Here is a 21,165-nt window from a genome sequence, read left to right on the forward strand (position 1 = left end):
GCTCCTCCTTATTTCAGACCTGAGTGTGACATCGTATCGATCACTTTACTTTGCATGAAGATAAAGATGATCAAGTTAGGGATGAACATAATGAGCGCTGCTGCGGCCGCCATCCCCTGCCCTGCAACCTTATTGCCCATGTTGGATGACAAGGTGCTCATATAGAACGCGAACGTCTTCATACTTTCGCTGTTCATGTAGATTTGTGAAGTTTCCGTATTGTTCCACGCCAATTGAAACGATAGGATCGCGACAGTCGCCAGCGCCGGCATAATCATGGGCACAATCATTTTGGTGAATACGGTAAAATTGTTCGCCCCATCAATCTGCGCCGCCTCTACTAAGGCGTCTGGAACTTGATCGATAAACTGCTTAATGAGAAACAGGCCGACCGGCATAGCCAGCAACGGAAGAATATGCCCTAGCATCGTGTCGGTCAATCCAAGCTTGCTGACGATAAAGTATCTCGGAATGGTAACCGCCGCCGGCACGAACATGATCGCTATAATATTCATTTCAAACAACAGTTTCTTCGTCTTGAACTTCAATTTAGATAGAGCAAATCCAGCCATCGCACTGATAATAATGCTGAAAAATACGACGCAAGTTGTAATGACGATACTATTGAACAAATACCGTATCATCGGAATGGTCGTTACACTTGTCGCTTCGAACAGTTGAACGAAGTTATCCCATGTCGGCTTCTCTACCCAGAACCGCGGAGGGAATAGAAATAACTCATCCATCGGTTTCAACGACTGTGTAAATATAAATGCGATCGGAAGGATCATGAAGAAGGATAACGGGATCAGAAACAAGTAAAACTTGATCTGACTTCGATCAAACCTGCTTGGATTTATTTTACTTCCTTGGAATGAAGCCATCGTCGCTCACCTTCTCTACTAATTTCGCATCATCAATCTTTTTCTCCGAACAGTCTCCAGCAGAATTTAGATAATGCATACACGACGATGAGCAGCACGACCGAAACGGCGGATGCGTACCCCATGTCGTATCGTATAAATCCATAATCGTCGATATGGTTGATGATCAGTTGACCCGCATATTGCGGTGTCGGATTCGAGCCCGACAACTGGACCCCGATCGCGCCGGCTTGGAATGTCCCGACTACAGCCATTACCGCACCGAACAGCATCTGAGGCTTCATATTCGGAATCGTGATATACCACACTTCCTGCAGCCTGTTCTTAATCCCGTCGATGTAGCCAGCTTCGTACTGCTCTTTATTGATATTGAGAATACCGGCCATCATCGCTAAGAACCCTACACCCATGCTGTTCCACAGCGTAACAAGGATCATCGTCCACATCAGATATTCCGGAGATTGAAGCCATTGGATCGGCTCGTTGATGATGCCAATGCTCATTAGAAAATGATTCAAATAGCCGGTTGCATCGCCGCTGAAGACGACCAGCCAGACAACAGCCATCGCGACGGCTGCCGTCATGGAAGGCGAGTAAATAGCCAATGTCATGAGCATGCGCGATTTTTTGGGTATTTGCGTAAGCAGCCAAGCGAGAAAGAACGATAGGATATATCCGCCAGGACCGACAATTAAGGAAAATTTGAAAGTGTTCGGCAAGACATGCATCATGAAGACGTTATCCTGCGTCAACAAGTTCACATAGTTTTTCAGACCGATAAATTCGGGCGGCTGAACGGTATTAAAGTAAGTGAATGAGAGCACGATGGCGGCAATTACCGGGATGATAATAAATAATAGAAACATCACGACGAAGGGGCCGACAAATAGATAAGCGCTCATTTCCCTTTTGAGACCTGCCACAAAGCGGGACTTTGATCTCGATTTAGGCTTCAGCTGTTGTTCTAATGGATTACTACTTACGGTGTTCATCATCATCCCCCCTTGCGCCGTTATGTTCGATTGTCGGAACTGTTATCGTTTTTATCGTCTTACCATTTTCGATATAACCGAACTCTTCCAGCTTCTTCTTGATTTCACGGTTGGCTAGTAGAACCGCGTCCTCCAACGCCTTCCGCTGATTGTCACCATCGAAGACTACTTTATTCCATGCATTGCTCAATTCCCGATCAAGCATATAGTCGCCTGGAATATGCGGAACGTCCTTCAGCCACTCCCACTGCTCAAGGATGACTTGAATATCTTCTTCCGGCCAAGACAGTTGTTCGAAAGCTTTCAGATTGGACGTGTTCCAACGATAGGAAGAACCGTAAATCGTTTCGATCGAGTTGCCGAAGATCACCTGTGTCTCTTCAGATGTCCACCACTTCATAAATTCCCATGCTTCTTCCTGTTTGCTGCTGCTGTTAAACATAATGACCGACTGTCCAGTTCCCGGAGCCCAACGCACGACTTGTCCGTTCTCGTCCTCTATGCCAGGATATGGAGCAATCTTCCACCATCCGGCTAATTCCGGCGCCGCCGTTGTCAGCTGAATGTACGTGTTAAAGTCGGAGATGCCGATCGGAAGGCTTCCTTCTCGGAAATGGTTATAGAAGTTCGGCACTTGAAGCGGCAAATTATAGATCGTGAACAGATCCGTCATTAATTTAAATCCGTCCAGCGCCTCTTCGCTATCGATCGCCGTCTTCATTCCGTCTTGGGTGAACAGATCTCCACCTTGCTGATAAATGAATGGTGATGTCAATTTAAACGATTTCATCGCACTCGCATCAGACAGCGGAACAAAGAAATTCATACCGTATCGCTGCAGCTTGGGCAGCATATCGAGTACATCTTCCCATGTATTCGGTACTTCCAGCTCGAGCGCGTCCATAATATCTTGCCTGTAGAACAGTACCCAAAAGTTTTGAGTTTCCGGCAAAGCGTACTGCCCTCCATCAAATGTGAGCGGCAGTAAGGCGCCTGGTGAGAATCGTTCATTGACCTCTTCAAAATCAGGGAACTTCGTTAAATCCGCTATCGCCCCCCTCAAGGCCAAATCATATGGCAACTGCTCGTTGACCCCCATTGCGAGATCGGGGGAATCGCCGGCCGCATTAGCCAATATCAGCTTCTGCTCAGAAGGCATGAGCGAAAACGACACCTTTATCCCCGTCTTGGGTGTAAACTGTTGATCGGCCAGTTGCTGCATGAGCATGACATATTGTCTAGGCCGGTTCACCCATATCTCGATCGCTTCCTCATCATCGCTCGAGAACTTCGTGTAATCTGTCGTAAAGGTTTGGATGAAACCAGCAGCTGTTGCCTTAATCCCTTGCCAATACGTTGCGGTAGCCGAAGGCAGCTCTTGATCGGAATAAACGTAGAACTTGTCCAATTGAAGCGGCTGGCTAGGCAGCGTCGTCAACAAATCACCGAGCTTCTGTGTAACCGATCCGGATCCTTGCGCCAGTTGGCCGAAGCGAACCGGAATTTCTTTAGGTTCAAGAGCAAGCTGTTTCAATTGCTCGGAGGCCAGCTTCAAGTTTCGAGCATCGTCCGGCTTTTGTCCGCTTAATTGCTCCAGGTACGCATACTGCTCGTCCAATCGCGCGGCTAGTCCGTTCAACTGATCAATAATATCGGGAATTTGCTCCGTGATGTCCCAATCCCGATAGATATCGAGCGTATTCCCCGTCGCCATTTGGATTTGCAGCGAGAGGTCGTTCACATCAGACATAACTTCTCTCACTGTGCTGACGACTTGCTGGTATGGCGCAGCATTAGCGGTAAGCATAATTTCATGCTCGCCTTCCGTCAGATAAAACCGGTAAGGCGTCTCATTTTTATCCGACAATACTTCGTTCTTCCAATCGGAAGTATAGGCGAAAGGATAGTCCAGCATTTCAATAAATGGCACCTGTCCATCAAGCTGGATCGTTCTGAATACGGGCATATTGATTTTTTTATTTTGCTTATATTTGAAAGCGATTTCATAATAGCCTGTTTTCGCGACATTTATTTTCCACGTTACGCTCTGGCCGCCATTCTTCCAAGTTTCTGCTCCAAGCGTGTTCAGCGTAATGAGCCCGCTGCGGTTTGGCGTTACACTCGGATCAGAGCTGGCTGCGACCTGAATAGAGGAATCAGATTTCGCATACGGATGCTCCGCCTCAACTACAGACAGAGACGATTCTCCTGCTGCCCCGTCATTAGCCTGCGAGTATTCCTCGTAAGTTGGTACTGCCGTAGGAGAACTGATCGTGACATTGCCCAATACGACGGGTTCTCTTACATACACCATGGAGATTTCGTTCTTTCCTTTCTTTAAATGAAATTTCAATGGTTCGTCAAACAAGTAACTGGCGTCCTTCAAGCTTTCCTTCTGCCATCCGGCCTCCTCTACTGGATAGGAGAATAAGTCGTTTCCGATCTCATCACGGTCGAATTCCGCTTTCTGATCCTTCCATTTCTTCGGCAATACAATTCTTCTTGCCTCGAAGTACGGAAATTCGCCGTTGATCTTAATACCGCGTTCAACCGGCGTCATCTTTCCTGGAAGCGTGTAATATTCAATTTGCATTTCATACAGCCCGTCTTCAGGAACATCTACAACAAATTTCACTTCATCGTTGTCCTTATCCCACATCAACACCGGCTGCTCCAACTTTTCACCGTTGAGCTCTGATTGTAGTGAATCTTGCTGCTTCACGATGAATTCGGAAGGGGGAATGACCGTTTTGAATGCGGTTTGCTGAGACTTCCCTTCCGCGCTCCAACGGCTTAGGCTTGTCGAATAAGGCTCTTCCACAACATTCTCGGTATTTCGCGCAGTATTCGATCGTTCTACCGCTTCGGCAGCCGAACGGTTTCCGTCCTTCCCGTCAACTCGCAAGGATTCGAGATACGCCTTTGTTGGGTCAGGACCGTCGGCGCTCGCAAACGGCAGTTGGCCCATCGGCTGATTCAAGGTAACAACGAGTAGAGCAAGAACAATAAGAACAGCTGTAGCCATTTTTTTTCTCATGGGCCGCTCCTTCTAACCGTAATGTTGGATGTCCTCTCTCCCATTTCGGGAAAGAGGACATCACTCATACCTGTTTACAATATATGAAACTACTTGTTAGCGGCCGCTTCGATTTGCTTCCACGCATCATCGTTGATCGCCATCGCCTTCTTCTGGAACTCGTCTGCTAAATCTTCCGGCTTGGCCGTTCCTTCTTCGAACTGCGTCATGTATGGATTGATCATATCCATTACTTGCGGATAACCCGGCACCGACTTGTGAGCATCAACAAATCCGCCTGGGATCATGTCTACAATTTCCTTCATGCCTTCCGGCACGTCCTCATGGTTCAGATAAGCGTCCCACAGCTCTTGATCTTTAATGATCGGCATCGAGCTGACCGACTCTTCTACTTCGAAACGGTTCTGCCAGCCTTCTTTGGAATAGCTCATCCACTTGACAAGCTCGAACGCTGCTTCTTTATGCTTAGAGTTCTTCGACATCCCGATGTAGTCGACTACGAGCGGTACTCTTTGTCCTTCACCTTTAGGCAGCGGCTTCACAATATACTCGAAGTCCAAGTTTTTCGCGTGTCCTGGGAAAGCCCAGTTGGCATCCAAGATCATACCCACCTTGGATACATTCCAAGGCGAAACGTCTTTACCGTACCACTTCTCTCGTTCTTCCGGAGTGTAAGCATCAGCTGTAACTTTGTCTTTATAGACCAAATCGTTTACAAGGTTGATTGCTTCTGCATAGGCAGGGTTGTCGAAATTATATTTCTCCCCATCCCAAGTTTTCCAGCCTAGTGAAGGATCGATTTGGGAAATGAGCATATCGCGCAGCCCCCAATGACCTGACAACCCGAATTGATGTTCATTGTATTTCGTCAGCTTTTTCGCGATCGATTGGAATTCTTCGATCGTCCAATCGTTAGAAGGAATCGGGATATTCTCTTTCTCAAACATATCTACATTAAGCAGCATGAATTGTGCAAACAATCCGTGCGGCATAGCGTACTGCTTCCCGTAATAGTTGGCCGTCTGCATGATATTATCGTAAACGAGATCCGCACTATATTCAGGATCCTTCTCCAGGTACGGCGTCAAATCTTCCAACCATCCGTTAACGACGCCTGGAGCGATGTCAAACACCCAAAATACATCGGGCATTTTTCCGGCTGCGGCCGCGGCTGACAGCTTTTCATTCCAAGGCCATGTGATGGATTCGTCGCGCTCGACATTGATGTTCGGATGCGCAGCTTCAAACGCTGCAATTCGTTGATCCTCGACCTTCGGATCCGCCCAGGATGCGTAAGTGATCGTTACGACTTCATCGGATTTGGTCTCTTCCGACTTATTTTCAGTTTGAGCGCTCTCCGTACCAGTATCCTTCGATTGGCTGGAATCAGTGCTGTTATTGCTGCTTCCGCATCCCGATAAGAACAAGCTAAAACATAATATGAGAGCCATTGAAAGTGAATAAACCTTTTTCATAATTCTCCTTCACCTCTTCTATATAATGAAAATCACTTGCTAGCAGCTAAATATCTAATGAACACACAGTGGACATTGCGATTACTTCTTCTGCCGTCACTTCGCGATTCAAACGATCCGATAAGTACACGCCTTCGCTAATCAGCATCGTCTGCAGAGCGATCTCTGAAGTTGGCAGCAGGTCGACTCTTCCTTGAAGGGCAGCGATCCAATGCTGCTGTGACGAATCGTAAGCATCCGTATTATCCTGCAGCTGGTGCCAGCGGTAATTGGCTGCTCCCAGATCGAAGTGGCCGTCCATATCCATCCCGCACACATTCGTATGATAACTGAATGGCACATGCTGTCCTTTCACATACGCAGGGAATCGAATGCCCCCTGATGAGCCCAGCATACTGTCGCCTTCGAATTCGTTCATATGAACCGCCCAAGCCTCGACAATATCCATCGTCAAGCCGCCCTCGAATCGGACAAAGCCTGTCCCGAACTCTTCAACGTCAAAGCCGCTGATCTGTCTGCGCTTTTCATCCATATCCAGCTCTTGATATATTTTTCCGGTGATGGTGCTTACTTTCGGCATCCCAAGCAAATAGAGCAATCGAGAAATGCGGTAGACGCCCATATCGAACAAGGCCCCGCCGGCGGCGACTTCCTTCTGGTTAAAATATTTCGTAGCATAGCCGTCGACGTATGGTCTTCCCCGGCGTCTGAATCCAGAAGAACGAACATGGTACACTTGGCCAAGCTTCCCTTGATCCAACAAGAGCTTCGCCGCATGCGTTTCCGGTCCGAATAGGAAAGCAAGATGGATATGCAGCATTTTGCCGCATGCCTTGGCAGCCTCAATCATTGCCAAGCCGTCCTTGTAAGAACCCGCGATCGGCTTTTCGCAATACACATGCTTACCCGCTTCCAAAGCGGCGATCGTAGCTGGGGCATGGAGATTGTTATGCAGCGCAACATCGATCGCATCGATGTCGTCGCGCTTCAGCATCTCGCGGAAATCCGTATATGTATGAGGAATACCGAACTTTTCCGCTACTCGTTGCAGTTCCAGTTCATCAATATCGGCCGCTGCCACGATCTCGACGCCTTCGATGTTCTTGTAGTTCTCTAAATGAACTTTTCCGATAATGCCTACGCCGATAATGCCTATCCGAATCTTATTCATGAGACCACTCCTCTTCGAATTTCACGCCGCTACATGTTAAGCCACGTATTGCGAGCGGTTGCCAGCTGCCACGCGACTTGGCTGTATTCATTCTTTTCTGAATGATGCTCAATCCCCAGGACGCCTTTGTAGTTCGCGTCTTTCAGAATCTGCAATTTCTCTTCGCATGCCGGGATCACCCAAGCGGCCAGATGCGTATGGAAGGCATACTGAGCAGTCAAACGATCGCCATTCTCTTTGTCGACGTCCCAGTTATCGAAGTGGAGCAGTATTCCGAATGACGGATGATCTACAGCTTCCACCAATTTCTTAATGTTTTCCGGTACACGTGAGATTCCCCAATGGTTTTCCGGTCCAACCTTGATGCCGCATCTTTGGGCAATTTCGCAATATTCCTTATATCGCATCACGATGTATTCCAATTGCTCATCTGTCATGTCCAGCCCATGGCCGCCCATATCGATACGGACCGTTTTCGCGCCTAATATTTCCGCAGCACGCAGGTTTTTCAGCGCATTCTGATAGTTTTCCTCCCGCTTCTCCGGAGTCTCTTCCCATACATGAGCGCCATCAACACATAGGTTCGCGAGCATCATCTGCTTCTCATCCATGGCTTCTTTAATCTTCAATAAATACTCTTCATCATAGCTCGTTAACATACCGTTCCATATGTCGGCTGTGTTCAAGTGATACCGGTACTTTACTGTTTCTAAATAACCAAACACGTCCATCATGCCCCGCCCTGCTAATCCGTGAAAAGAAAAAGATGCAATTGAATATTCCATTGTCTACTCCTCCTATTAATCCATCCCTATTGAAAAAATAGATTTGACTAAGACCACCTGTTTCCTACGGTTTCTTACGATTGCATGCGGTTACTTACAGTTAAAGGATTCCCGGCGTCACCACCTCTCCTATGACCCTTACTACAGCTTCTGCGTGAACCCGGTTAAGGCCATTCCGCTCTGTACAAACGGATTATTCATGAACGTTCTCCACACCAACTCCGTCCGGTAATTCTCAATCATTAAGAGCGTAATCCCTTTATCGATCCCGATCACATCACTTGCTACCCACGCCGGCGACACATCGAGATTATAGGCGTCTTGAAATCCGTAGGTCCCCCATAAAGAAGGGATGGTCGCGTAATGCATCAACGCTTCGATCGATTCATCCGGCGTGAATACGATGGAACCAGCAGCTCCGCAAGGGGGGATGGTGCTGTCGACAAAATCATTTTCATTCGTATTGGGATCAGCCCCGTAACCGCCGCTGTACCCTGTCGGTCCATCGCAAGCCGTTAACCCCCATGAATTTGCTCCGAACGTCTTGTACTGTGCGGAACGGTCGATGCAGAATTGTCGGCTTGCGAGCGATGCGAGAACAGAATTGTGGAACCAATCGATTCCGTCGCGATCGACTTTATCCCTTAGATCAAACCACGCATGGGAGAATTGATAAACGAATAACGCCCCCTGACTGCTATGTATAATCGGGCCGATATCGCCGTACGTACCGAACCAACGTTCAAACTGATAGAACATTTCCGGATCGATCGGATGTGTCGGCGATGCCGCTCCAAGAAAGTACATCATGAACTGCTCCGCGTAATGATCCCATTTTCCAAAATGCTTGCCCTTCTCGTCGCTGTAGCCCATGTAGAACTGATTCGTTTCCGGATTGCAATACCAATCCCACTCCACCTGCTCATAGAGCTGCTGCGCCTTCGTTCTCACCTCGCCGCCGAAATATTCGCCGGCAGCTATAGCTCCGCATATGAGAATCGCCGTATCGATAACCGACACTTCGCAATCTCTGTATTGTCGTGCCGTGTTCATATCTAAAAAGTGAAAGTAGAATCCATGACGCTGATCCGCATGTTCCAGCATCGTGTTCAACGTTCCTAATGCACGCGTATACGCAGCATCTCTATCAACCCAGCCTCGTTCGACGCCGATCGTATAGGCCGTCAATCCGAAGCCAATCGAAGCGATGCTCGCCATATCCGGTCGCCCGGGCGCACGGTCCCGGATCAATCCATAGCCTGGACTGTCTGAAACCGCATTCACTTCGTTCCAGAAGAAATCGAAGCATGACCTGCTCTCTTTCTCTAATAGTTGTTTAATAGGATCTGACAATAATCTTTCATTTGAAATAGACATTGTTCGGCATACCTCCGTTTAATCAACTAATAAACTTCTAATCTTCCTTCCAGTCCTTCTTCCGAATTAGGCCCGATCCATAGGGTGAAGTATCCAGGTTCTACGATTCGCTTCCCTTCCGGTGAAATAAAACCTAGGCTCTCTTCATCAAGGGTGAAAGAAACTGTCTTACTCTCCCCTGCTTTCAAACCGATTTTCTTGAAGCCCTTCAGTTCTTTAACCGGTCGGGTCAAGCTGGCGAACTCATCGCAAATGTATAACTGCACGATCTCCTCTCCGTCACGGCTGCCTTTATTCGTAATTCGCGCGCTAACGGTAGCGCTTTCACTAATGCTTATCCGCCCTATGCTTAGTGAAAGTCGGCTGTACTCGTACTCTGTGTAGCTTAAGCCGTACCCGAAAGGATACAATGGCGTATAGTCGCAGTCCGCATATCTTCTCATCTGCAGTCTGCCTGTTTTCTTCACGTTGTACGAGATCGGCACTTGGCCGACCGTACGTGGAATCGTAACGACCAGCTTGCCGCTCGGGTTAGCATCTCCGAACAGCACATTTGCTACGGCAGCGCCTCCCTGAATTCCCGGATGCCATGCTTCCACAATCGCCGGAACATGGTCCTTCAGCCACGGTATCGACAGCGGTCTGCCGTTGACTAAGACGACGACTACCGGAACCCCTGTAGCATAGACAGCTTCCAGCAGCTTCTGCTGAGGATCCGTCAAGTCAAGCGACACTCGACTGTTGTTCTCACCGCTCATGTCCGCTGTTTCTCCAAGAACGACTACAGCGATGTCCGCTTGTTTGGCCGTTTGCTCGGCTTCGGCAAGCTCCGCATCCGACCCTTCCCATATGTCGCATCCTTTGGCATAAAGGACATCCGCCTCTTCAGGCAACGCTTCTTGAATGCCTTGAAGCACGGATACGGCGTCTTCGCTTCTGCCTTGACCCGCCCAACAGCCGAGCAAAGCGTCTCTACGGTCGGCTAGCGGTCCGATGACAGCAAGCTTCCGCACTGATTTGGACAATGGAAGCAAACGATCTTCATTTTTGAGCAGTACAATCGATTGACGCGCCATTTCCCTAGCCGTTTCCACATGAGAAGGATTCATCATAATGGAATCAATCAACTGCGGATCGGTGTATGGCCGATCGAATAGTCCCAGCGCAAATTTCATGCGCAAGATCCTGCGGACCGCATCGTCGATCATCTCTTCGGACAATGCTCCCCGCTCAATTAGAGCGCTTACATTTTCGCTGTAAACTCTGGCGTGCATATCCATATGCACCCCTGCAACAGCTGCTTTCAATGCCGCATCCTCTCTTGTCGGAGTGTACCCGTGCTGCACGAGTTCGTCGATCGATTCCCAATCACTGACGACGAATCCAGGAAAAGCCCACTCCTTTTGCAAGATATCACGCAGCAGCCAACGATTACCCGTACACGGAACACCGTTCAAGTCGTTGAATGCCGACATGATCGTTCCGGCTCCCGCTTCCAACGCGTGCTGGAATGGAGGGAAGTATGTCTCTCTCAAGCGCACTTCGGATGCGTCGACGGTATTGTAATCTCTTCCCGCCTCGGCTATGCCGTATGCGGCAAAGTGCTTCGGGCAAGCCGTAATCCAAGGCCGGTCCGTCCACCCATTCCGCTGAATACCAGCGACTCTCGCCCGAGCGATCTGTGATCCGAGATATGTATCTTCGCCAGCACCTTCGGCAATTCTTCCCCAGCGGGGATCCCGGCAAATATCGACCATCGGCGCAAATATCCAATGAATGCCTTCCGTCGAAGCTTCCAGCGCCGCAATTGCAGCTGTTTCCTCCATTAGGGGTAGGTTCCAGCTGCATGCTTCCGCAAGCGGAATCGGGAATGTCGTTCGGTAACCGTGGATGACATCATCACCGATTATAAGAGGAATTCCAAGCCGTGATTCTTCTATCGCGATCCGCTGCAGCTCATTCACCTTGTCTGCTCCTCTGAGATTGAGGAAAGATCCAATCTTACCTTCGCGAATCAACTGGATGTCGGTATCTTTCAACGATCCGCGTTGATTCATCTGCCCGATCTTCTCATCCAGAGTCATTCGAGTTAGAAGTGAATCAATCTTACGTTCGGTTTCCGGATTGATCTGAAATCGATTCAGTTGACCTTTCACAGTCATTGCGCATACACCTCTCACATTAAGCTGCGATTCTTCTCACAGTTCTAATTGCTGCTGGGATTGCGACTGATAATAGATAATTTCTAGTATTTCGATGTCAAAAATTACAATAAATCACTTTATATTTCAATAGAATTTACGGTTTATATAGAAACGTTTCACTTTCGACATCGTATCACACTTCGATCAAAATGAAAAGGTTTTCATCTGGTAGTAGCTCAATATTTTTACGATATCAGCTGAAAACCTTCGCAATTCTGGCAATATTTAAGGCTAAGATACAGACTTAAAATGTCTTTGTTGAAGTAAATTAAAGTGAAACTATCGGAAGTTTGGTGAAATTTCAACAAAATTGAATTGTAAAATGTTCATCTACCTTAGCATGCTTGCATGAAGTGATCAGCAGCGAGTCTCCATTTCGCTCGACGGAATAATCATCACTTGGGACAAGGCTGCGTTTAGTCTCGATAGATATCACATCCCGCGCTTGTGTAAGTCGGAATCCGATAGCATCTGCTGTTACGCTCGTGATTTCTGCGGTGGAGTATACGATCTTCACATCACCGAACGTCACATTCATCGGCAGCATTACGCCGTCATTGCTCTGCAATAGTAATTTTCTGCCGTCAAATAAAGCGCAGCCATGTTCTTGAACCATTAGTTCCTTATCAAAGCTATCTAGATTGATCATATGGAGAAAACGTTCACCCTGTTGGTTCGCAGTTGACGTCATAAAGATCCCGTGCTGCGCAAAGTCATGGCTTAACGCCGCCTTGGCTCCAAGTCGTTCCAATGCTTCTTTGAACAGCGGAATGTCGCAATCATAGCTCGTTGCCACGACGATCGCTCTTCCCTTTCCGACCTTAGCCTCAAAGCTGCATACTTCTCCACTACCGTAGACACTTAATATCGATTCCGCATCATCAGCTTTAAACAACTGGGCGAAGTTCGCTCGAATCTCAGGACGAGGGGCAGCCCATCCATCCGCGCACAAAGACAGATGAAATTCAGGGCCGGAATTAACTGTTCCTGCTGGTACTGCTCCGAGCGCGTCAGCCAGAATCGTACACGGCATGCCTTCCATATCAAATAGCGGAACCTCGCCGTAAAGCAATACACCGCCGCCATCTCTTATGTAATCAGCAAGCTTCTGTTGAACATGGACGTGCAAATAACGGGCCGATGCGATGGCCAGCACTGGCGTTGTGCGCGGATCCAGCGGCTTGTTCTGAATATCTACTGAGCCAAAGCGGTATCCGCCTAGAAGCATAGCGCGGGCCATAATCTCCCAACCGCCGTAACTGCGATTGCGTTCGATATTTTGAATGATTTCATTCATTTTCGCGCTGCCTGGATAGCGGTATTCCGTCATAAAGTAGTCCGGGATAAAGGCGAATGCGACATCATCGCGCTCTTCATCCATCGCAGCGATTTTGTTGGAAACCGCCATCATCGTTTGAATGACGCGGGCCATCCGCGGATAGGTATAATTGAGTTCACCTTCCGGACTGACTGGGGCTGCAAAGCCATGCCGCTCCCCGGTAAAGGCTATTCTGTCATTGCCGTCATAGGACATCGGAAGCAAACGATAGTTAATACCGCCGGAGAACAGATAATAATTCAACATCCGATTGCCCTGCGCAATACACATCCTCGTCTTAAAATCTGCAGCGGACGTATCGTATCGGCCGCCGTAAGTGCTGCCGTAGTTGCCGTCTCCGCATTCAAATTCGAGTGATGATAGAGGCTGATCCGGAAGGTGGACAGCATCCATAAAGCTGTTAATCAAGTATAGATCCTGAAAGTTATTCATCGTTAAATTGCCTAAGTATATGTCGGAACCGGATATGTAACCTGGCGCTTGAGTGTAGGATTCGTATAATTGGCTGATGCCGATCGGGAATCCAAAACCGCGTCCGCCTCCCGTACCGTGAATGTTCACGAGAAACGGAATGTCAGTAACGCCGAATTCCTCTGCATAAGCCCGCAATTCCGCGACGTATCGAGCAAAGCGGTTCCGCATAAAGTACCCCAGATCGCGTAGCAGCTCAGCCGCATACCCTTCCTCCGGCGAACGTATCGCAGTCTTACGTGCATGCGCATCGTTTAGATCGAATGGGTACCGCTCTTTCAATGTCTCCGCATCATATTGTTTATTCAGCCAGCCAGCGAAATCCGCAATTAAGTGATCCGTCAAATCCGGACTATTGCTGCACCAAGCGAGCATTCCGATCTCATTGTCGAGCTGAACTGCAATAATGTTGCCGTCCTTCGTATACAATCTTGGCGCAATGACAGCCATAACTGCGGCATACCAGTTTCGCGTCTCCTGCAGAAAGCCGGGGGCCATATAATCAATCGTTCTCGTTGGCGCCGGTTTGCCGTCCCAACCGACCGGAATGATGGCCGGATGCTTCTCGTAGACCCAGTATGGCAAGCCTTCATTTTTCATTTCCGCCATGATGAACGGGCCTGGGCGTGCGACGAAATAAAGATCATTGTCTCTGCACATATCGATGAATGAGCCCAGATCCAGCTCCGGGCGAGTGGCTCCTGTTAAATCGACCTGACCTTCGAGTGGCTCGTGACAGATCCAAGGGATATATGACGCTACAGCATTGCAACCGGCCGCTTTCAGCTTATCGATACGGTCCTGCCAATCTTTGCGATCGAGGCGAAAATAGTGGATTTCCCCGCACATGATAAGCTGGGGCTCTCCGTTCATGATGATTTGCTTGTTCCGAATATCTATCATTTCGCATGCCTTCCCCTCATTTGGATTCGAGTAAACGCTTCCACAAAATCATGTTAGTGCTAAGCCTCGTTATGGAGCAGCAGTCACAATACGAAAATCTTGGTTGAAACGTTTCACTTTAGCTTTGAGTTTAAATCAATAAGTGGTTGAATGCAATACCGTCATTTGTCGCCAATTATTCCTATCGTTTCCACTCAAGTGAATGGAAGTTACCATTCACGCTATAGAAACTGCTTGCCTATAGAGCCCTGCGCCTTTCTCACGGGATAACAACAGCTATTGCATTAGAACGCACAAAAGGATAGAGCTTTGGATGCACTCCAAGAACTCTATCCTTTATCAATTCAATAATTACTCATAAACAATGTGAAACAGCCACCATTTCACTTAACCCGTTCACACCTACGATTTGAGTGGAATTATACTATTCTCGATCTGCTTCATGGCCTCGTCTCCAATTAGCCCCAGTCTCCATACAGCAGTCCCTTTTAATTGATATCGCTTTGCAAGACCTATCTTAGCTTGAACGGATTGATCATTCTCGCTGCCCATCGATATTCCTAACAGCAGTTTATCTTTAGGCACTTCCTTAAGAGCCAGCTTGATCGCTTCGTTGACTTTAGCGAGCGGCTCAGGAGCCTGTTCGCCCTCATATGCATATGCCATGAGGATTAGATCATCTGCCAACTTGGCCAGCGTCTTGTAATCATACCCTTGATAAGCGCCGTTCAAAGGATGTAGCGCAAGTGTCAGCTTGAGGTTAGCTGCCTTCGCCTGTTCTGACAACAGCTTCACAAATGCATTATAATCCTGCTTGGCTTTAGTCTTATCTCCTGACAATCCCAGTCCTTCAAAGTCAAGCACAATCCCTGCAAAATGGTTGTCTCGTGCCAACTGAATCATGCTCTCAATTGCTGCTGTGCGCAGCACTTCATCCTCCAGCATCTTCGTCAGTTCACCCTTGCCATCGCCTGCAAACACCATTAGATAGGGGCTCGCTCCACCTTGCTCCGCTTCGTTGACGATCACCTCTGGTGTAATATCGCCAGCTGCTTGCGGCCAGTAGAAGTCTCTGCCTTCCGTCGTAATCGTGCCCTCTTCTGTTAGCCGTGCCCATCCAAACGCGACCATATCGAATTGCGAGATCAGATCCCGCTCCTTAAAAGAAGAGATGGCGTAGAACGCTGCACTATACATTTCCTGAGGCGGAGATTGAATCGAAACCGTCTTGGTCGCTTGATCCCAATTCACTTGCGCACCGAACTGGGTGCTGAAGAAGCTCAACGGAATATAGCTAGTTCCTGCTTTGGAAAATGGAGCGATCGCAAGCTCAACTTGTTGTCCATCAACGATGGCCGTCTTCTTATTCAGCTGTAAGATTACATTCTTGCTCCCATGCGTTGCCTTGTGTGTAGCAGTGATCGTTTGCAGCTCCTGATTCCATTGAACAGAAATGTTCATCGCTTCTGCAATTCCACGGAACGGGACCATCGTATAGCCTTTCATGATGATAGGCTCTGCTGCAAACTCTAGTGGATAACCGTCGAGCATAATGACCGTTCGCTGTGATTGAGTCGCCTGCGCTGCTGAGGTCTCTTGTGGAAGTAGAAGTCCGATGAATAACGTAATAATTAGCGTGGCAACACATATGTAGACATAACGGCGTCTAAACAATATTATCCCTCCAATATTGCTAGATTAATAGATACAACTACTATCTCATTATACATCTAGTTAGTAAATATTAGTAGATTTTACCCCTTCAATACATAATGGATAATGTTCGCTATTTCCATATTATGGTTCATATCCTATAATTAGAAATCATTTAGCCATTTCCCGCTATGAACATCTATAACGATCTTAGTAATTTCACGAATAAGTTGGTGCATTACTTAATGTTCCGATGATCTATCGATGTCAAATACATCCTAATTTACTTGAAGGAGAGTGTATTACATGAATCGAAACTATCGAGAAGTACTACAGCTTATCCTTATCGCATCACTATTGTTCACAGCAATGCTTCTTCCACTTCGAACTGTAAACGCAGCAGTAGGTAAACCTTTCTTGATGAAGAACTTGATCGAACTCCCGTCGACAGACTACGATCACAAGGAAGCCGATAAGATGGTTGACAGGCTGCTCAAAATAGAACCAGAGATTCTTGAAAAGTTAGTATACCGCAGCGTCAAGATTAGGCTCATTAATGGAAAATTAACAGATGAACCCGAGTATAAACACTTAAAACGCCTATCGCCTAGAGGATGGAATGCAGCGTATTCATATGAAAGCCTTCCAGGAGTAGGAGGGAACCCCGTTATCGCACGAATAGGATTCAGCGACAGAGGAAATATGCACGGTTCATTAAATCTTGAGCTGCATGAAACCCTTCATGCAATAGACTCTTATGTTTTTGACTCCATTTCGAAGTCGAAAGAGTTTATGAGGATTTTTAACAAAGAAGCTTCTTTCTTCAATGGCAGTAAGTACGAGGAATTGTATTCCGAGGAATACTTCGCTGAAACGGCAAGCATGTACTATCTTAAACCAACATCAAAGGTTTTACTCAAGAACAGAATGCCCGAAACATACGCCTTCTTGGATGACCTGTTTACGAATTATGAGGCAGTCGCTATCGATCATATGGAATTGGAGGGACATTGGGCTGAAAAACAAATGGAGCGGCTCATGTCATTACGAATATTAAAAGGATTCCCAGGTGGTTCAATGCGGCCTAATGACCACATTACCCGTGAACAATTCATCAAACTATTAGTTGAATCTATTGCTGTGCCTGTCGTTAACCCAACATCCAAATCTTTCGATGACCAATCCGATAAGTCGTGGTCGACACCCTATATCGAGACAGCTGTGAAAGAGAATATCATTGTTCCTGATGAGCATTCCGGTAGCTTCAAGCCTAAGCAGCTATTGACCCGTGCAGAAATGGCGATATGGGTAGCGAGGGCATTGGATCTAGAACCCGATGAGAGTATGGTTACGTTCGCAGACTCAGACTTAATTACAAGAGAGCGTGGATTAATAGGGGCTTCTATCAAGAGCAGCCTCATGAATCGAAAGTCTGGTAATCAATTTGACCCCAATGGACCTGTGAGTAGAGCGTACGCATCGGTTGTTATGAGTCGTCTATTGGACAGATAAATCATCCAATTATGATGTGATCTCTCACTAATTCCGCATATAGATTCAGGGGCCGCTCCTGAGCCATAATCATGGATTCGGGGCAGCCCCTTTGTGTATAACACTTAACGATTCAGCAAGCTCCCTACATATCGCAGCAGTTCGTTCGCGCACACCGAGCAATACCCATGCTCATCGATTAAGCGTGCCGTCACTTCATTGATTCGTTTCAATTGGTTCTCGTCCGGAGTCTTCGTGGATGTTGTAATCTTCACGATATCCTTCAAGTCAGCAAACAGCTTCTTCTCAATCGCTTCGCGCAACCGATCGTGGCTCGTATGATCAAACTTCCGACCTTTGCGCGAGTAAGAGGACAACCGGATCAGAATCTCCTCACGGAATGCCTTCTTCGCATTCTCCGAAACGCCGATCTGCTCCTCGATGGATCGCATCAGACGCTCATCCGGATCCATCTCCTCATCCGTGAGCGGGTCGCGAATCTTCTTCCAATTGCAGAAAGCTTCGATGTTGTCGAGGTAGTTCTCGAACAGCGTCTTCGCGGATTCCTCATACGAATACACGAACGCCTTCTGCACTTCCTTCTTCGCTAAGCTGTCGTACTCTTTACGAGCAACCGAGATAAAGTTCAGATATTTCTCCCGCTCTTCCTTGCTGATTGATGCATGCTGATCCAGGCCATCCTTCAGTGCGCGCAATACATCCAACGCGTTAATGCATTGAAGATTCTGTTTAATAAGTGCACTCGAAATCCGGTTGATGACATAGCGCGGATCGACGCCAGACATACCTTCTTCCGTAAATTCGCTTTGCATTTCCTTCAGATCATTTTCCTTGAAGCCTTCCACTTCTTCCCCATCGTACATCCGCATCTTCTTCAGCAGATCGACGCCCTGCTTCTTCGTTTCCTTCAAGCGAGTCAAGATCGAGAATATTGCAGAGGCCCGCAGCGCGTGCGGCGCAATATGGATATGTCCCATATCGCTTTGACGGATCAACTTATGATAGATCTTCTCTTCTTGAGTCACTTTTAGGTTATAAGGAATTGGCATGACGATCATCCGCGACTGAAGCGCTTCATTTTTCTTATTCGAAATAAATGCTTTGTACTCTGATTCATTCGTGTGAGCGATTATTAGTTCATCCGCCGAGATTAACGCGAATCTTCCAGCCTTGAAGTTTCCCTCCTGCGTTAGCGACAACAAGTTCCACAGAAACTTTTCGTCACACTTCAGCATCTCCTGGAATTCCATCAATCCTCGGTTTGCCTTATTCAATTCACCATCAAAGCGGTAGGCTCGCGGATCGGATTCAGAGCCGAATTCGGTTATCGTGGAGAAATCAATACTTCCCGTGAGATCCGCAATGTCCTGTGATTTAGGGTCAGAAGGACTGAACGTTCCGATGCCGATCCGACTTTTCTCTGAAATGAGCACCCGTTCAACCAACACTCGTTCAATATCTCCATCATATTCGGTATTGAGCCTCATCTGGCAGGAAGGGCACAGGTTGCCCTCAATGCGAATACCCAATAATTGCTCAACTTCCTCACGCAGCTCCGACGGAATCAGATGAAGAGGCTCCTCGTGCATTGGACAGCCTTTTATGGCGTACACAGCCCCTTCCGCAGTACGTGAAAACTGCTCCATCCCTCGCTTTAGAAGCGTGACAATTGTCGATTTACCACCGCTGACAGGCCCCATTAACAACAGGATACGCTTGCGAACATCCAACCGCTTAGCTGCAGAGTGAAAGTATTCTTCAACCAGCTTCTCGATAGCGCGGTCCAACCCGAATATTTCTTGTTCAAAAAATTTGTATCGAGTATGGCCATCACCCGCTTCTGCTCCGTACGATGCGATCATTTCATGCACGCGTGCGTGTGCGGTCATCGCTGGTCGAGGATCTTGACGAAGAATATCAATATATTCTTTGAACGTCCCGGTCCAGGCTAACTTTTCGCTTTCGGCGCGGTGCTCAGCAATCCGTTTGAATATATCCATCCCCGAAAACCTCCCATGCTCCCGATTTGCAACTTAATCCTCCATCACCGTCATCTTCTATCTGCTCGTTCTGGTTGCACGAACGCTATGATTCTCGACAAGCAGCTTGATGCAAAACAGCTGTTTACTCAGCTAAAACTCGATATCAAAGTGTACTACATACCTATGCGGAGGGAGTGGATTAGTTTCACGAAATTTTGCGCACTAGGCTCCATACCATGAGGGAGTTGGACAGATTCTTCAATACCTGTCGTGATATAATGGCAGAAGTACTGGGTCGATTGAACATGGAGGTAACTGGCATATGAGTGAAATCAAGATGAAGGAGCGACGCAAGGAAACCGATCTATATCTCCCGATCAAGGGCTACTGGGAAGCGCGCGGATACCATGTCAAGGCGGAAGTCCGCCATTGCGACATCGTCGCCCTTCATCCAGATGATCCTGAATGTCCAGTGATCATCGAATTAAAGGCTTCTATTAATCTGACGCTCGTGCTGCAAGCGCTCGAGCGTCAGAAGAGCTCAGCGTCGGTATACATTGCCGCTGAGCTGAAACGCGGACAAGGCGCCGGCCGCAAGCGGCTGAACGCGATAGCCGTCCTATGCCGAAGATTAGGCATAGGCTTGATGACCGTGACGTTCTACGCGCGCAAGCCTGCGTTCGTAGAGGTGCACTGCACGCCGCACGGCGACGCTAGCGAGCTGTACAGCGCAGCTGCAGCGAAGCCTAAGCGGATGCGTGCGCGCACCTCGCGGCTCGTGCGCGAATTCGACGCGCGCAGCGGCGACTACAACGTCGGCGGCAGCACAAAGCAGCCGCTCGTCACGGCCTATCGCGAGAAGGCGCTGCGCGTCGCGGCGGAGCTGCAGGGCGGGCCGAACCGCCCCGCCAAGATACGCGACGCTTGCGGCGTTGGCGACGCCGCGGCCATTCTGCAGCGCGACGTGTACGGCTGGTTCACGCGTGTGGAGCGCGGCTTGTACGCGCTCACACCAGCCGGCGAGGTCGCGCTCCGCACCTACGCCGACGTCGTTAGCGCAGCCTTCGCGGCCGCCCCGCTGAACATCGCGCTGCAGCGCGATGACTCGCTCGCCCACGAGCCGCGGATGTAGTGAATCAGTCCTCCTATCCCTTGAGTTCCTCAAGCAGTCGGAGGACTGATTCCTTTTCCCCGCCGCTTAGCACTTGTTTCCTATTATCTCACGCCTTCTCACTCGTCACCTCGAACGCAGATACATCCTCTTCCGACTCCATTTGACCATTATCCCATTCGCTCAGACAGCTCCGATCCTAGTGTTCTACACTTACTACCGTTGGTTCATCTCATTTTTGATTAATCGTGCCTATATCGTAGACATTT

The 21,165-nt window shown here is 48.2% G+C and carries 13 protein-coding genes; 2 read left to right on the top strand and 11 right to left on the bottom strand.

Features of this window, described 5'->3' with window-relative positions:
- Window positions 1-8 precede the first annotated feature (8 nt).
- The 10 genes from AC3WTP_RS05010 to AC3WTP_RS05055 all read right to left on the bottom strand — a co-directional run bounded on the left by AC3WTP_RS05010 (window position 9) and on the right by AC3WTP_RS05055 (window position 16,312).
- Window positions 9-884 (bottom strand): carbohydrate ABC transporter permease, encoded by an 876-nt coding sequence (locus AC3WTP_RS05010; protein WP_492393487.1) that lies wholly within the window; start codon window positions 882-884, stop codon window positions 9-11.
- A gap of 32 nt (window positions 885-916) precedes the next feature.
- Window positions 917-1,876 (bottom strand): carbohydrate ABC transporter permease, encoded by a 960-nt coding sequence (locus AC3WTP_RS05015; RefSeq protein ID WP_492393488.1) that lies wholly within the window; start codon window positions 1,874-1,876, stop codon window positions 917-919.
- Window positions 1,860-4,913, bottom strand: a complete 3,054-nt coding sequence (locus tag AC3WTP_RS05020; protein WP_492393489.1) for an extracellular solute-binding protein — start codon at window positions 4,911-4,913, stop codon at window positions 1,860-1,862. Before AC3WTP_RS05020 ends, AC3WTP_RS05015 begins: the two co-directional genes overlap by 17 nt.
- 89 nt (window positions 4,914-5,002) lie before the next feature.
- Window positions 5,003-6,388 carry an ABC transporter substrate-binding protein gene (locus tag AC3WTP_RS05025; RefSeq protein ID WP_492393490.1) on the bottom strand — a complete coding sequence of 462 codons (1,386 nt, stop codon included), beginning with the start codon at window positions 6,386-6,388 and terminating at the stop codon, window positions 5,003-5,005.
- A 46-nt stretch (window positions 6,389-6,434) separates the two neighbouring features.
- Window positions 6,435-7,559, bottom strand: coding sequence for a Gfo/Idh/MocA family protein (locus tag AC3WTP_RS05030; protein WP_492393491.1), 1,125 nt, complete (start codon window positions 7,557-7,559; stop codon window positions 6,435-6,437).
- 29 nt (window positions 7,560-7,588) lie between these two features.
- Window positions 7,589-8,344 carry a sugar phosphate isomerase/epimerase family protein gene (locus tag AC3WTP_RS05035; RefSeq protein ID WP_492393492.1) on the bottom strand — a complete coding sequence of 252 codons (756 nt, stop codon included), beginning with the start codon at window positions 8,342-8,344 and terminating at the stop codon, window positions 7,589-7,591.
- 141 nt (window positions 8,345-8,485) lie between these two features.
- Entirely contained in the window at window positions 8,486-9,721 is a 1,236-nt protein-coding gene (locus AC3WTP_RS05040; protein WP_492393493.1) for a glucoamylase family protein, read from the bottom strand.
- A 26-nt stretch (window positions 9,722-9,747) separates the two neighbouring features.
- On the bottom strand, window positions 9,748-11,883 hold the full coding sequence (bglX, locus tag AC3WTP_RS05045; protein WP_492393494.1) for a beta-glucosidase BglX: 2,136 nt from the start codon (window positions 11,881-11,883) through the stop codon (window positions 9,748-9,750).
- A gap of 343 nt (window positions 11,884-12,226) precedes the next feature.
- On the bottom strand, window positions 12,227-14,638 hold the full coding sequence (locus AC3WTP_RS05050; RefSeq protein WP_492393495.1) for a beta-galactosidase: 2,412 nt from the start codon (window positions 14,636-14,638) through the stop codon (window positions 12,227-12,229).
- Window positions 14,639-15,040: 402 nt separating this feature from the next.
- Window positions 15,041-16,312, bottom strand: coding sequence for a stalk domain-containing protein (locus tag AC3WTP_RS05055; RefSeq protein WP_492393496.1), 1,272 nt, complete (start codon window positions 16,310-16,312; stop codon window positions 15,041-15,043).
- A gap of 285 nt (window positions 16,313-16,597) precedes the next feature.
- Between AC3WTP_RS05055 and AC3WTP_RS05060 the strand changes: the two genes are divergently transcribed.
- Window positions 16,598-17,803, top strand: coding sequence for an anthrax toxin lethal factor-related metalloendopeptidase (locus AC3WTP_RS05060; RefSeq protein ID WP_492393497.1), 1,206 nt, complete (start codon window positions 16,598-16,600; stop codon window positions 17,801-17,803).
- Window positions 17,804-17,907: 104 nt separating this feature from the next.
- On the opposite strand, the gene AC3WTP_RS05065 is transcribed toward AC3WTP_RS05060, so the two are convergent.
- Window positions 17,908-19,803: a PrkA family serine protein kinase gene (locus tag AC3WTP_RS05065; protein ID WP_492393498.1), complete on the bottom strand. Its 1,896-nt coding sequence runs from the start codon at window positions 19,801-19,803 to the stop codon at window positions 17,908-17,910.
- Between the two features lie 304 nt (window positions 19,804-20,107).
- Here AC3WTP_RS05065 and AC3WTP_RS05070 point away from each other — a divergent pair, with 304 nt between their 5' ends.
- Window positions 20,108-20,917, top strand: coding sequence for a DUF2161 domain-containing phosphodiesterase (locus AC3WTP_RS05070; RefSeq protein WP_492393499.1), 810 nt, complete (start codon window positions 20,108-20,110; stop codon window positions 20,915-20,917).
- Window positions 20,918-21,165: the final 248 nt, after the last annotated feature.

The organism is Paenibacillus sp. EB106-04-04-XG159 (assembly GCF_058791835.1).

Bases quoted from the DNA above. Each gene is read 5' to 3' on its own strand.
- AC3WTP_RS05035 (WP_492393492.1), bottom strand. From the start codon at position 8,344: ATGGAATATTCAATTGCATCTTTTTCTTTTCACGGATTAGCAGGGCGG.
- AC3WTP_RS05050 (WP_492393495.1), bottom strand. From the start codon at position 14,638: ATGATAGATATTCGGAACAAGCAAATCATCATGAACGGAGAGCCCCAG.
- AC3WTP_RS05010 (WP_492393487.1), bottom strand. From the start codon at position 884: ATGGCTTCATTCCAAGGAAGTAAAATAAATCCAAGCAGGTTTGATCGA.
- AC3WTP_RS05040 (WP_492393493.1), bottom strand. From the start codon at position 9,721: ATGTCTATTTCAAATGAAAGATTATTGTCAGATCCTATTAAACAACTA.
- AC3WTP_RS05070 (WP_492393499.1), top strand. From the start codon at position 20,108: ATGAGTGAAATCAAGATGAAGGAGCGACGCAAGGAAACCGATCTATAT.
- AC3WTP_RS05020 (WP_492393489.1), bottom strand. From the start codon at position 4,913: ATGAGAAAAAAAATGGCTACAGCTGTTCTTATTGTTCTTGCTCTACTC.
- AC3WTP_RS05015 (WP_492393488.1), bottom strand. From the start codon at position 1,876: ATGAACACCGTAAGTAGTAATCCATTAGAACAACAGCTGAAGCCTAAA.
- AC3WTP_RS05060 (WP_492393497.1), top strand. From the start codon at position 16,598: ATGAATCGAAACTATCGAGAAGTACTACAGCTTATCCTTATCGCATCA.
- bglX (WP_492393494.1), bottom strand. From the start codon at position 11,883: ATGACTGTGAAAGGTCAACTGAATCGATTTCAGATCAATCCGGAAACC.
- AC3WTP_RS05065 (WP_492393498.1), bottom strand. From the start codon at position 19,803: ATGGATATATTCAAACGGATTGCTGAGCACCGCGCCGAAAGCGAAAAG.
- AC3WTP_RS05025 (WP_492393490.1), bottom strand. From the start codon at position 6,388: ATGAAAAAGGTTTATTCACTTTCAATGGCTCTCATATTATGTTTTAGC.
- AC3WTP_RS05030 (WP_492393491.1), bottom strand. From the start codon at position 7,559: ATGAATAAGATTCGGATAGGCATTATCGGCGTAGGCATTATCGGAAAA.